Origin of the sequence: Microbacterium sp. 22296, from assembly GCF_052045385.1 — a bacterium.
Taxonomy (GTDB): domain Bacteria; phylum Actinomycetota; class Actinomycetes; order Actinomycetales; family Microbacteriaceae; genus Microbacterium.
The window spans coordinates 112,105-124,875 of record NZ_JBQEOS010000006.1; the positions used below are offsets into that span (position 1 = coordinate 112,105).

General features: G+C 71.5%; 14 protein-coding genes. 5 read left to right on the plus strand and 9 right to left on the minus strand.

Annotated features, from left to right (window positions below):
• Positions 1 to 9: 9 nt before the first annotated feature.
• Both ACTJJP_RS12695 and ACTJJP_RS12700 read right to left on the minus strand, forming a co-directional pair.
• Positions 10 to 654 carry a CYTH domain-containing protein gene (locus tag ACTJJP_RS12695; protein ID WP_440775358.1) on the minus strand — a complete coding sequence of 215 codons (645 nt, stop codon included), beginning with the start codon at positions 652 to 654 and terminating at the stop codon, positions 10 to 12.
• Positions 651 to 878 carry a response regulator gene (locus ACTJJP_RS12700; RefSeq protein WP_440775359.1) on the minus strand — a complete coding sequence of 76 codons (228 nt, stop codon included), beginning with the start codon at positions 876 to 878 and terminating at the stop codon, positions 651 to 653. The genes ACTJJP_RS12695 and ACTJJP_RS12700 overlap by 4 nt, the downstream gene beginning before the upstream one ends.
• Positions 879 to 946: 68 nt before the next feature.
• Here ACTJJP_RS12700 and ACTJJP_RS12705 point away from each other — a divergent pair, with 68 nt between their 5' ends.
• Positions 947 to 1,702, plus strand: coding sequence for a glutamine amidotransferase (locus ACTJJP_RS12705; protein WP_440775360.1), 756 nt, complete (start codon positions 947 to 949; stop codon positions 1,700 to 1,702).
• A 154-nt stretch (positions 1,703 to 1,856) separates the two neighbouring features.
• On the opposite strand, the gene ACTJJP_RS12710 is transcribed toward ACTJJP_RS12705, so the two are convergent.
• The 6 genes from ACTJJP_RS12710 to ACTJJP_RS12735 form a co-directional block, all read right to left on the minus strand.
• Complete coding sequence (locus ACTJJP_RS12710; protein WP_440775361.1) at positions 1,857 to 2,603, minus strand: NAD(P)H-hydrate epimerase; 747 nt, start codon at positions 2,601 to 2,603, stop codon at positions 1,857 to 1,859.
• A 44-nt stretch (positions 2,604 to 2,647) separates the two neighbouring features.
• Complete coding sequence (locus ACTJJP_RS12715; protein WP_440775362.1) at positions 2,648 to 3,721, minus strand: YihY/virulence factor BrkB family protein; 1,074 nt, start codon at positions 3,719 to 3,721, stop codon at positions 2,648 to 2,650.
• Between the two features lie 123 nt (positions 3,722 to 3,844).
• On the minus strand, positions 3,845 to 4,303 hold the full coding sequence (locus ACTJJP_RS12720; RefSeq protein ID WP_440775363.1) for a prepilin peptidase: 459 nt from the start codon (positions 4,301 to 4,303) through the stop codon (positions 3,845 to 3,847).
• A gap of 8 nt (positions 4,304 to 4,311) precedes the next feature.
• Positions 4,312 to 4,608 carry a DUF1905 domain-containing protein gene (locus ACTJJP_RS12725; RefSeq protein WP_440775364.1) on the minus strand — a complete coding sequence of 99 codons (297 nt, stop codon included), beginning with the start codon at positions 4,606 to 4,608 and terminating at the stop codon, positions 4,312 to 4,314.
• A gap of 313 nt (positions 4,609 to 4,921) precedes the next feature.
• Positions 4,922 to 5,332: a DUF2809 domain-containing protein gene (locus tag ACTJJP_RS12730; protein WP_440775365.1), complete on the minus strand. Its 411-nt coding sequence runs from the start codon at positions 5,330 to 5,332 to the stop codon at positions 4,922 to 4,924.
• Positions 5,329 to 5,895 (minus strand): mismatch-specific DNA-glycosylase, encoded by a 567-nt coding sequence (locus ACTJJP_RS12735; protein ID WP_440775366.1) that lies wholly within the window; start codon positions 5,893 to 5,895, stop codon positions 5,329 to 5,331. Before ACTJJP_RS12735 ends, ACTJJP_RS12730 begins: the two co-directional genes overlap by 4 nt.
• 57 nt (positions 5,896 to 5,952) lie before the next feature.
• On the opposite strand from ACTJJP_RS12735, the gene ACTJJP_RS12740 reads away from it, so the two are divergent.
• Complete coding sequence (locus ACTJJP_RS12740; protein WP_440775367.1) at positions 5,953 to 6,744, plus strand: alpha/beta fold hydrolase; 792 nt, start codon at positions 5,953 to 5,955, stop codon at positions 6,742 to 6,744.
• A 65-nt stretch (positions 6,745 to 6,809) separates the two neighbouring features.
• Here the strand turns inward: ACTJJP_RS12740 and ACTJJP_RS12745 are convergent, their stop codons facing one another.
• On the minus strand, positions 6,810 to 8,846 hold the full coding sequence (locus ACTJJP_RS12745; protein ID WP_440775368.1) for an ArnT family glycosyltransferase: 2,037 nt from the start codon (positions 8,844 to 8,846) through the stop codon (positions 6,810 to 6,812).
• A 218-nt stretch (positions 8,847 to 9,064) separates the two neighbouring features.
• On the opposite strand from ACTJJP_RS12745, the gene ACTJJP_RS12750 reads away from it, so the two are divergent.
• The 3 genes from ACTJJP_RS12750 (at position 9,065) to ACTJJP_RS12760 (ending at position 12,554) form a co-directional block, all read left to right on the plus strand.
• Positions 9,065 to 9,535 (plus strand): Lrp/AsnC family transcriptional regulator, encoded by a 471-nt coding sequence (locus tag ACTJJP_RS12750; protein WP_440775369.1) that lies wholly within the window; start codon positions 9,065 to 9,067, stop codon positions 9,533 to 9,535.
• Positions 9,532 to 10,926, plus strand: coding sequence for an aspartate aminotransferase family protein (locus ACTJJP_RS12755; protein WP_440775370.1), 1,395 nt, complete (start codon positions 9,532 to 9,534; stop codon positions 10,924 to 10,926). Before ACTJJP_RS12750 ends, ACTJJP_RS12755 begins: the two co-directional genes overlap by 4 nt.
• A gap of 215 nt (positions 10,927 to 11,141) precedes the next feature.
• Complete coding sequence (locus ACTJJP_RS12760) at positions 11,142 to 12,554, plus strand: APC family permease (protein ID WP_440775448.1); 1,413 nt, start codon at positions 11,142 to 11,144, stop codon at positions 12,552 to 12,554.
• Positions 12,555 to 12,771 lie beyond the last annotated feature (217 nt).

The window sequence follows — 12,771 nt, forward strand, 5'->3', positions numbered from 1 at the left end:
ACTCCGGGATCAGTGACCGAGTGCGCGGGCGAGCTTGGATCCGGATGCCGCGTGCCGACCGCCCGCGGCGAACACCGCCGCATCGACCGCGGCGAAGAACGCCGAGCGTCCCTGATCGTCTCCGGGGGCCGCGGGGCCGAGCTCGACCTCCCACTCGCGCCACGCCGACTCGACGCCACGTCGCTCGTCGCGCGCCCGGACGCGGTCGTCGACGAACTCGGCGACCACCTCGCCGTCGGCGTCGAGCAGAGCGTACGCCGTGCGGTCGTTCCTCACACGCGCGAGGGGCGTGAAGGGGGGCGCGGCGATCGAGGCCACGGCATCCTGAACCGCCTTCGGCACCACGGGATCGGACTCGTCATCTTCCACGTCGCCGAGCGGCCACTGCCGTTCGCTGCGCCCCGCGCCCTGCGCCGGGCCCTTCACGTGCCACCCCTCGTCGGGCCCGCCACGGCGACGCCGGACCGCCACGCCCGCCCGGGCGAGGTCGGCGTCGGCGGTGTCGACGTAGCGTGCGTCGAGATCGCGGGGCTCGGGGTCACCGACCCGCGAGACACCGGGCAGCGCCGACCACTCCGGCAGCGGCGTGGCGTCGTCGACGTCGTACTTGGCCTCGACCTCGACGCTGGACGCGCCGGGGGTGGCTCCGCTCAATCGTCGCGTCCGTCGACGTCGGGGTTGATGCCTTCGGTCTCTTCCGCGAACGCGAAGACCGCCTCGGTGGGGCCGTCGGACTCGCCGGTGTTCGTCGGTTCGCCCTGGCGGCGGTAGACCAGCTGCCCCTCGCTGTAGGGCATGATCAGCGTGTCGTCGGAGTCGTTCTCGAGCGGGAGGACCTGCCCGTCGAGCGGGCCTCCGGTCAGTCGTGCGATAGCCATGCCCACAGCGTAGACCGCGGCCCCGACACCGCCCGGCGCCTTGACAGTGCTCGCCTAGAATCGCTCGGGTGACATGGACGGACCTGCCCGGCGATCGCCCGTTCGTCCTGCTCGCCACCCGCGCCGAGGATCTGCCGGCCGACGAGGAGTACGCGCTCTTCCTCCGCTACACCGGGTTGCCGCCCGAGCGCCTGCGCCGCATCCGCCTCGAGCGCGAGCCGATGCCACCTCTCGACCTCGATGAGATCGCCGGCATCATGGTGGGAGGAAGCCCGTTCAACGCCTCCGACGCCCTCGAGAAGAAGTCGTCGGTCCAGCGACGGGTCGAGGAGGAGATGGCCGCGCTGCTCGACGAGGTCGTCGCCCGCGACGTGCCCTTCCTCGGCGCGTGCTACGGCGTCGGCACCCTCGGCACGCACCTGGATGCCGTCATCGACGGCACGTTCGCCGAACCCATCAGCGTGGTCGAGGTGACCCTCACCGACGACGGTCGCGGGGATCCGTTGGCGGCGGGGCTGCCGCACCGCTTCTCCGCCTTCGTCGGGCACAAGGAGGCCATCACGACTCTGCCCGAGACGGCGGTGCTGCTGGGGTCCTCCCCCACATGCCCGGTGCAGATGTTCCGCGTGGGGCGGAACGTCTACGCGACGCAGTTCCATCCCGAGCTCGACGTCGACGGCATCGTCACGCGCATCCACGCCTACGCGGGATACGGCTACTTCGCCGCCGACGAACTGCAGACCACTCTCGCGGCCGTGCGCCGCGCCCCCGTCACGGCGCCGTCGCGCATGCTGCGCACCTTCGTGGAGCGGTACGCGCGATAGCCCGCCCACGCCCGCACGAACGACCGCGGTTGCCCGCCCACGCCCCGGGCACAGACGAGCGCGGTTGCCCGCCCCGGGGAATGACGAGCGCGGTTGCCCGCCCCGGGCACGGACGACCGCGGTCACCCGCCCCGGGCGCGGACGAGCGCCCGTGTCAGACCCGGTGACGCGCCGGCACCCGCACGACCGCTATCGCCGCGGTCACAGCGGGGTGCGCGCGGCGGAGCGCGGGCTCGAGCCCGAGATCGACGAGGTGCACGCGACCGGAGAGTTCGGGACCGCGGCCGAGCACCAGCCCGGCCTTGACGGCCCCGAACGTGACCGTGACGTCGGCGGGGAGAACGGCGCCCTCCGTCATCCCCTCGTCGGGGTCGAGCCCGCTGGGCAGGTCGACGGCGACGACCCGGGGACGCTCCGGGAGAGCGAGGAGGGCTTCGACGAGCGCGCGCGCGGAACCGCGGAGGCGTCGATCGCTCAGCCGGCCGATCCCCAGGATGCCGTCGAGCACGAGGGAGTATCCGCTCAGCCGGGCGCACACGTCGCTGGCCGAGACCACACGAGCGCCGGCGGCGGTCGCGGCATCCAGCGCACCCCGATGCACGCGGTCGCGCACGAGCACCACGTCGACCCGGTCCGCGCGGCCCGCGAGGGCGGCGGCCGCGTAGAGCGCGTCGCCGCCGTTGTCGCCCGCGCCGGCGAGCACGAGAACGGCACCCGGTGCGCCGCGCAGCTCGACGACGGCGATCTCGGCCAGGGCCTCGGCCGCCCACCTCATCAGGGGGCGGCCCTCGGCGATGAGGGGAGCTTCGGCGGCACGCACGGCGTCGGCAGTGTAGGCGGCGGTGCGCTGTGCGACGGGCACGGCCGAGCGGTCCTCGCCCTTCTCCCGGGTCTCAGACATGAGCGGTCCGTCCGGGGGCGCCGCCATCGGATCCGGTCGGTGTCTCAGACATCGCTCTTCACCCGCGCGTCGCGTTCGGCGTCGGTCTCTCGGGCTGCCGCTTCAGGGTCGGTCCGGGCGAGGGTCTCGCGCTCCTTCGCCTCGGCTTCGCGTGCGGCGTTCAGCTCGCCGAGGGCGGCGCTCATCGCCTTCTCGGCGCGCCGGACCCGGAACTGGATCAGCGTCGCCGCCCCGTACTTCGCCCGCACGCGATCGTGGTCCTCTTCGGTGGCGACCGTGATGTACGCGCCGGCGATGAGGATGACCTGGCTCGAGAGGTTCAGCCACAGCAGCAGGGCGATGAGAGAGGCGAACGTCGCCAACAAGGGGTTGCTGCTCGCACCCCCGACGAACAGTCCCGACAACTGCTGCAGGACCACGAGACCGACGCCGCCGATCAGTGCGCCGCGGACGAGCGTGCCCCGCCGGGCGCGCACGCCCGACAGGAGGGCGAAGGCCGCGGCGATCGCGGCGGAATCGAGTGCCAGTACGACCAGCGTCGACAGCAGCCACGTGAGCACGGCCGTGACCCAGGAGTCGGCGGAGACGCCGAGCAGTTCCCGCACGAAGGTCAGCCCCGCCGTGGCAAGGAAGGTGACCGCCGCGCCCGCCACGAGGGCGAGGCCGATGCCGATCGCGAGGGCGAGGTTACGCAGGAGCACCCACACGATGAGGGTGTCGTCGGTGGTGACGCCGGCGATCTGCCGGAGGGCTGCGCGCAGCGCCCCGATCGCGCCGATCGCGGCACCGATCAGACCCAGCGAGCCGAGGATGCCGGCGATCGTGAGTCCTGCGGGCGCCTCGATGTCCTCGACCTTGATCAGTCCGTTCTCCCCGACGAGCCCCGGGACCACGCTGTTCACTGACCGCACGAGGGCGCTGAGCCCTTCGGGATTCCCGGCCAACCAGAGGGACGCGAACGAGAAGCCGATGAGCACCGCGGCGAAGAGGCTGAACAGCGTGCGGTACGTGACGCTGTCGGCCAGGCTCGGACCGCGCGCCCTCGAGTAGACGAGGAAGGCGCGCACGAGGCGGAGCGACAGCGCCCACGCGGTGACGCGACGGATGAGGTCTAGCATGGGTTCAGCGTATCGACGCGTCGGGAACGGTCCCGCAGGGTTGACCGCGGCGCGCGAGCGAGACAGCGCCGACCGGTCCGGGCGGCGCACTCGATCCGCACCGCTTGCTCGCGACGCACCCGGTCACGGGCCCGCGAGAACGCGCGCCCACGCACCGATCAGCAGGTACGGCCCGAAGGCCATCGACGCACCGCGCGCGCCGGCGAGCAGCGCACCGGTCGCCGCGACCCCGCCGGCGACGAAGCCCAGCGCGATTCCGGATGCCACCGCCTCGGGGCCGACCCATCCGAGCACCGCGCCGCACAGCGCCGCGAGCTTGACGTCACCGCCGCCGAACGCGTCGGGCCGGGCGAGGTGCACAGCGAGGCAGGCGAGGAACGCCCCCGCCGCTCCTCCGGCGACCCCCACCGCACGCAACGGCTCCCCGACCGTCACGGCGGCTCCGACCAGCAGCAGGAGCACCGCTCCGGCGCCGGGCACGAGGACGGCGTCGGGGAGGCGGTGGGTGCGGGCGTCGATCACCGCGAGGACGCCGCCGAGCACGGCGAACACCGTCAGCGCGGGGGCGAGGGCCCAGGGCATCCGCGATCTCAGGCGTCCAGCACGTCGAGGTCGACCTCGACGCTCGCTCCGGGGTCGATCCCCTCGGCGTCGCGCACCGCGCGCTTGAGCGGAAGGACGTAGACGTCGCCCGCCTGGGGGAAGATCGACGTGCGCCAGCTCGACCCGCCGATCGTCGCCTCGACCCGCACGCCCCCGAACCCCCGACGGAACGTCTGCGTCTCACGGATGTCGGCACTGAGCTCGGGCGGGAGCGCGACGAAGTACCAGTCGCTGTCGCTGCGGGCCTCCCAGCGGAACACGTCGCCGTCGAATCGTACGATCACGCGGACCTCCTCTCGTCGCGGTCACCCTACTCCGCGCCTCGGACACCCCCGGCGCACCGTCTCCTGGGGAGGAGGCGCCCTCTGCCCGACCTCCAGCTGGCGGCGGCACTCCCTCGCCTCCACGAGACGGGAGCACACTCCCCCCACACCTCCACAAGACGGGAGCACACTCCCCCCACACCTCCACGAGACGGGAGCACACTCCCCCCACACCTCCACAAGACGGGAGCACACTCCCCCCACACCCCCACGAGACGGGAGCACACTCCCCCCACGCCTCGGTGGGTGGGATCACTCCTTCACGTCCGAGACGTCACGACTCGAACGTCGACCGCCCGCGGTGGATCACCCGTGAACCGACGGCCGCGTCGGCCGCGGCGGCGACCAGCACCGCGCTCGCGTACACGACCAGGTCGCGCGCGTCGAAGCCCGTACCGAGCACCAGCGCGATCGGCGGCACCCGCTCGGCGAGCGCAACCGGAAGTCCCGTCAGCTGCAGCAGCTCGACGAGGACGCACCACGCGATGGCCGCGACCCCGAGGATCACCCGCCGCGCCCGAGGCAAGAGCAGAACGAGGCCCGTGTAGACGGCGGCGGCGTACAGGGCGTCGCCCGCGACGTCGGTGGTCACCGACGACGGCAGGACCTTCGCGACCACCAGACCAGCCGCCACGAGCACGACCAGCGCCGCCAGCGCGACGAGACGACGGCGCGCGGGCGTCATGCCGTCACTCCCGCCGCGCGGGCGGGTTCCGCGTAGGCGCGAGCCAAGGTGGCGACCGTGTCGTGCGCGTTCAGGCCGCTCGGGTTGGGCAGAACCCACGTGGGCACGCCCGCGATCGACTCGTCCTGTCTGCCGGCGACGGCGCGGGGGCGCTGGAATCCCTGTCGGTAGGCCGTCAGACCCACCACGGCCACCACCCGAGGACGCCACGTCGCGACGCGGTTGGTGAGCGCATCGGCCCCCGCGCGCAGCTCGTCGCGCGACAGCTCCTCGGCGCGCGCGGTCGCACGGGCGACGAGGTTGCTCACCCCGACGCCGGAATCGAAGATCATGCGCCGATCGTCGTCGCCCAGCTCCTCGGCGTGGCGCGGCAAGCGGGGAAGCACGCCCGCTGCCACCAGCGCGGGCCAGAACCGGTTGCCCGGACGGGCGAACGGGGTGCCCGTCGCCGCGGTCCACAGTCCCGGGTTGATGCCCACGAAGAGCAACCGCACCCCCGGTTCGACGAGGTCGGGGATCGTGGCATCCCGGAACGACTCCAACTCGGCGCGCGTGAAACCCATGAGACCACTATGACCACTACCCCGAGCAGCGGCCGGGCGTCTGCCAGGATCGGAGGAATGGATGCCGTGCCCGCCCTGACCGAGATGCCCGCGCCGCAGTACGTCATCGTCGGCGACAACGTGCGCCTGGCGACGTACACCTGGGGCGACCACGACGCCGATCCCGTGCTGTGCGTCCACGGCTTCGGATCGAGCACCCGCGACAACTGGGTCAACACCGGGTGGGTGCGCGACCTGCTGCGCGCCGGGTTCCGCGTGGTGGCCGTCGACCAGCGCGGGCATGGATCGAGCGAGAAGCCGTTCGACGCCGCGTCGTACACGATGCCCACCCTCGTGTCCGACCTCGTCGCGGTGCTCGACACCTATCTGCTCGACTCCGTGCGCTACCTCGGCTACTCGCTGGGCGGTCGTGTCGGCTGGCAGCTCGCGGTCGACGCACCGGAGCACGTCGACCGCGCCGTCCTGGGCGGAATCCCCGACGGTCGCCCCCTCGCCCGCCTGAAGGTCGATCAGGCCCGGGCGTTCCTCGATCACGGCACCCCGGTCGAGGACGCCACGACCCTGCGCTACGTCTCGCTCGCCGAGCGAGTGCCGGGCAACGATCTGCGGGCACTCGTCGCGATCGCCGAGGGCATGCGCCTGGGCGAGACCGACCCCGACCCGGCCTCGCCGCCGCAGCAGCCGGTCCTGATCGCCACGGGCACACTGGATCCGATCCACGACCAGTCGGCGCACCTCGCCTCGCTGCTGCCGCACGGCGAGTTCGCCGACATCCCCGGCCGCCACCACGTCAACGCCCCCGGTGCGCGGACGTTCCGCGAGGCGGGTCTGGAGTTCCTGGCGCGCTGAGGCGGGCCAGGACTTCCCCACGCGCCAAGGCGAGCCGCGAACCCCGACCGTTCGACCCGCTCGGCTCAGCTGCAGGCGTAGACCGTCGAGGGGGCGCTGCCGTCGATCGAGCAGTTCTGCGTCACCCACTCGCGGATCTGAGACGAGGTCGTCGCGGTCGCCGTCGACGATGGTCCGCCGGGACCTGCCGCCCCTCCGCGGTTCTGCTGCCCCTCGATCACGTAGCGCACCTGACCCGACTCCACGAGGGAGATGAAGTCGTCGAGGGTGGGCACGGCATCCGTTCCGTTGAAGCCGCCGATCGGCAGGAACGAACCGCCGTCGGAGGCGACGATGAGCTGCGCGGCCGACTGCGCACCGAAGGTCGCGGCCAGGTAGGTCGATCCGCTCGCGTTGGTCTCGAGCCACGAGATCAGCGCGGTGTCGGCTGCGCCGCCGGCGCCGAAGCCGCCACCCGTTCCGCGCGCGCCGCCCCCGTCCCGTCCCGAGCCCTGGGCGGAGCCGCCCTGCGAGCCCTGCCCGAAACCGCCCTGCGGTGCGGAGCCGCCGCCGGGCGCGGCGCCTCCGGGCGCGGAGCCGCCGGGAGCCGCTCCGCCACCGGGCACGGCTCCCGAGCCCTGCGTGCCGCCGGCGCCGCCCGGCGTCCCCCCGCCGCCGAAGCCGCCGCGGCCGCCTCCGCCGCCGACGTTCGAGATCTCGGACACCCCGCCGGCCACGGGGTTGATGGAGCTCGGGTAGGCGATGGTGACCGCCGACCATACCGCGGGTGTCAGCAGCAGGCCCACCATGAGCGCCGCCATCGTGGTCGGGCGCGAACGGCGACGAGACCGCAGCAGGGCGATCGCGACCGCCGCGACCGCGGCCTGGGCGATCGACACCGGGACGCTGTAGCCGCCGGTGGCGAAGCCGATTCCGAGGGCCGTCGCTCCCGCGACACCGACGATCGCGATCTGCGGCCAGGTCTTCCCCGCGCGGTGCGCCGCGGTCAGGGCCGTGGCGATCACGAGACCCAGCGGGACGGCGAGCGCCGCGGTGTAGAACTGGTGCATTCCCGCCACGACGGAGAACATCGCGGCGAACGTCGCGAGCCACACCGTGAGCAGGACCGTGAGCGGGCGCGGGAAACGCAGCATCCAGAGCACGACGACGGCGAGGATCGCGGCGGGGACGAGCCACGCGATCTGCCCCGCGAGTTGGGCGTTGAACAGCCGCAGCACACCGGGGTCGCCCGAGAAGGGCGGGGTGAACGACTCGTACGCGGCGCTGTCGGACGTGGCCGAGAAGCGTCCGAGGCCGTTGTAGCCGAAGACCATCTCCCACGGGTTGTTCGACAGCGTGCTGCCGATGTACGGCCGGTCGGCGGCGGGGATGAGCGAGACGATCACGACCCACCAGAGCGACGCCCCCAGGCTCACCGCCCCGGCCACGGCGAGATGACCGACGCGCCGCGCCCAGGACTGCCGCGTGCACAGGTAGGCCGCGGCCAGTGCCGGCCACACGGCCCACGCCTCGAGCATGTAGAACTGGAACGACAGTCCCACTGCCGCGCCCGCGACGATCAGCCAGGCGAGGCTGCGCTGCTGCACGGCCCGCACCGAGGCCCACGCGGTCAGCGCGAGGCCGAGCACGAAGAACGTCTCGGGTTGGTTGGAGCGGGCCACCGCCACGAGGATCGGCGTGACCGCCACGATCGCCCCGGCGATGAGCCCGGCCCGCACGCCCGCGAGCCGGCGCGCGGTGACGGCGGTGAGCAGGGCGGCGCCCACGGCGGCGAGGGCGTTCGGCAGGATCACGGCCCACGCCGAATACCCGAACACGCGCACGAACAGGGCGGGGATCCAGAACGACCCGGGGATCTTGTCGAGCGTGACGGTGCCGGCCGGATCGACCGAGCCGAAGAAGAAGTTCGACCATGACCGGCTCATCGACAGGGCGATCGAGGCGTAGTACTCGCTCGGCGCGCCCGCCCACACCTGCCACCCGGTCAGGACGAGGGCGACGACGCCGATCGCGGCGAGTCCCACCGTCCACCCGCGCGGCCGGCGGACGGCCGTCATGGCGGGGGCGGTGGGCATCGGCGAGGGGTGCAGAGCGGTGGTCACCGGCGCATCGTAGGCAGCGCTTCCCTCACCGCGGCCTCGAGGACCTTATGCGCGAGCGATGGATGCCGACCCGCCCCGCGGGACACGAAAGATCGCGATGCCGCGACGCCGAGCATCGGCGCCCCCGCGTTCAGCGACGGTTTCCGTGGCGTTACGGGCCCGTGAAGCTGGAAATCACCATTGTCATCCGCGGTTGACCGCTGATACCGTCGCCCATCATGTCCTTCTCTCCGGAACGCAGCGCGGTGGTCGATGACGTGTCGAAGGCGATCATCGAGCAACTGCAGGAGGATGGGCGCCGTTCGTACGCCGAGATCGGCAAGGCCGTGGGTCTCAGCGAGACCGCGACGCGCCAGCGCGTGCAGAAGATGCAGGATGCCGGCATCCTGCAGATCGTCGCGGTCACCGATCCGCTGCAGCTGGGCTTCGCGCGCCAGGCCATGATCGGCGTGCGCGTCTCGGGCGACACCCGCGTCGCGGCAGCGCACATGACGGAGCTCCCCGGCGTGACCTACGTCGTCTCGACCGCCGGGTCGTTCGACCTCCTCGTCGAGGTCGTGTGCGAGAGCGACGACGACCTCATCGACCTGCTCAACGACCGCATCCGCTCGCTTCCCGGCATCGTCTCAACCGAGACGTTCGTTTATCTCAAGCTCCACCGTCAGCTCTACAACTGGGGAACACGATGACCCTTCTCGACACCGACCCGAACTCCACCCTTCAGGCGAAAGCCCGCGACCACCTCTGGATGCACTTCTCCCGTCAGTCGGTGATGACCGACGGCCCCGGCGTCCCGATCATCGTCAAGGGCGAGGGCCACCACATCTTCGACTCCACCGGCAAGCGCTACATCGACGGCCTCGCGGGGCTCTTCGTGGTCAACGCCGGCCACGGGCGACGACGCATCGCGCAGGCCGCGGCGAAGCAGGCCGAGGAGCTGGCGTTCTTCCCGCTCTGGTCCTACGCCCACCCCGCCGCGATCGAGCTCGCCGAGCGCCTCGCGCACCTCGCCCCCGGCGATCTCAACCACGTCTTCTTCTCCACCGGAGGCGGCGAGGCCGTCGAGACCGCCTTCAAATTGGCGAAGCAGTACTGGAAGACCCAGGGCAAACCCTCGAAGCACAAGGTGATCTCCCGTGCGATCGCGTACCACGGCACGACGCAGGGGGCGCTCGCCATCACCGGCCTGCCCGTCATGAAGCACATGTTCGAACCCGTCACCCCGGGCGGCTTCCGCGTGCCGAACACGAACTACTACCGCGCCGAGGAGTCGGGATTCGGGGGCGGGACGCCCGAGGAGTTCGGGCTGTGGGCGGCCGACCGCATCGAGCAGATGATCCAGTTCGAGGGGCCCGAGACGGTCGCCGCGGTGTTCCTCGAACCGGTGCAGAACGCCGGCGGATGCTTCCCCGCCCCCGCGGGGTACTTCCAGCGCGTGCGCGAGATCTGCGACAAATACGACGTGCTGCTCGTCTCGGACGAGGTCATCTGCGCCTTCGGACGCCTGGGCCACTACTTCAGTGCGTCGGCCTACGACTACCAACCCGACATGATCACTTTCGCCAAGGCGGTCACGAGCGGCTACTCCCCCCTCGGCGGCACCATCATCAGCGATCGCGTCTACGAGCCCTTCGCCCACGGGGACGCGTCGTTCCCGCACGGGTACACCTTCGGCGGACACCCGGTGTCGGCCGCGGTGGCGCTGGAGAACCTCGACGTCTTCGAGGAGGAGGGGCTGCTCGAGAACGTCCGCACCAACTCCCCCGTCTTCCGCTCGACGCTGGAGCAGCTCCTCGACCTGCCGATCGTCGGAGACGTCCGCGGCGACGGATACTTCTTCGGCATCGAACTGGTCAAGGACAAGGCCACGAAAGAGACCTTCGACGACGACGAGTCCGAGCGGTTGCTGCGCGGGTTCCTGTCGAAGGCGCTCTTCGACGCGGGGCTCTACTGCCGCGCCGACGACAGGGGCGACCCGGTGATCCAGCTCGCCCCGCCCCTGACCATCGGCCCGTCCGAGTTCGTCGAGATCGAACAGATCCTCCGCGCCACCCTCACAGAGGCGGCGAACCGCCTCTGAGGACCGAGGATGCCGGACCCACCCCGTTCGGCATCCTCACCCGTTCCGCTCCACGGCCAGACCCCGGCCGACACGTCCGCTCCCACTCCGAGCGGTGCTCCGCGTGCTGTACCCGACATCAGCCCCACGGACGCGACACCCGATCGCGCCCCGCACCCGCTCGCGCGACACCCGATCGCGCCCCGCACCCCTTAGGAGGAGCCACGAACGAGAACATCGCCGCCCCGGCGGCCACGTCCGGCTCGGCAGCAAAGCTCGCCCGCACCCTCGGCCTCTGGTCGATCGTGGGTCTCGGCCTCGGCTACATGACCCCGACCGTCGTGTTCGACACCTTCGGCCTCGTCGCCGAGGAGACGAACAACGTCGTCCCCGCGGCCTACGCGGTGGCCCTCATCGTGCTCGCCTTCACCGCGGTGAGCTACGGCAAGATGGTGCGCGTCATCCCGAGCGCGGGCTCCGCCTACACCTACGCCCGCGAATCGATCCACCCCGGCGTCGGCTTCGTCGTCGGGTGGACCGCCCTCACCGACTACCTGCTGCTGCCCATGGTCAATGCGTTGATCCTGCGCAGCTACATGGAGGCGCTCTTCCCCGACGTCCCCGGCTGGCTGTGGGTCGTCGTCTTCACCGCGGGCGTCACCGGCGTCATCTACCTGACGATGCGCGGCACCTCGAACGTCAACATGATCCTCCTGGTGTTCTCCATCCTCGTCATGACGGTGTTCGTGGTCATGGTCGTGGTGCAGCTCGTGGGCGGAGCAGGCGCGGGGACGCCCGTCTCGCTCGCGCCCTTCGTCCACGACGACGTGCAGTTCGGCGCCGTCCTGGCGGGCGCGACGATCGTGTGCTTCTCCTTCATCGGTTTCGACGCGGTGTCGATGTACTCCGAAGAGGCCAAGACGCCCAAGATCATGCCCCGGGCGATCCTCCTCACGCTCGTCGCGGGAGGGGTCATCTTCCTCATCGCCGCCTACGTCACGCAGCTGCGCTTCCCCGATTCGTCGGCGTTCCCGACCGAGGCGATCGAGAACAGCACCCTCCCCGAGATCGGCGTCCAGGTCGGCGGCCCGGTGCTGCAGGCCGTGCTCACGGCGGCAGGGTTCGCCGCCACACTGGCGTCGTGGCTCGCCTCGCACGCGTCGGTCTCGCGGATGCTGATGGTGATGGGGCGCAACAACGTGCTGCCGCGTCGAATCTTCGGCTTCGTCAACCCCAAGACGCACACCCCGACGATCTCGATCATCATCGTCGGCCTCGTCAGCCTGCTGGCCATCTCGTTCACCCTCGAGCAGATCGCGGCGTACATCAACTACGGCGCGCTCGTGGCCTTCACGTTCGTGAACGTCTCGGTCATCGCATGGTTCGCCATCCGCAAGGGCCTGCGCAAGACGCCCGGCGACATCTTCCGGTACATCGTGATGCCGGCGATCGGCGTGCTCCTCACGGGTCTGCTGTGGATCAACCTCGACGCGCACGCGCTCATCGGCGGTCTCATCTGGACCAGCCTGGGCGTGGTGTACCTCGTCATCCTCACGCGGGGTTTCCGCCGCCCGATCGCCTCGTTCGACGAGAACCAGCCGGTGACGGGCGTCAACAAGACGGTGTCGGGCCCGAGGTCCGAGGTCTGACGACCAGGGCCTGACCGGCGTCTGGGCCGCGGCACCCCCGACGAGGGGTGTCGCGGCCGCCGTGCAGGGGCGGAGCGGATGCGTGGCGCGCCCCGTTCTTCGGCGCCTTCGACCCCGCCGGCACGGTCACGCTGGACAAGCTCGCCGGTTTGGCCGTGCCGCAGGCCCTCGCACGCTCGACGGCCACGGTGAAGGCGGGGAGGTGAAGAAGGTGTCG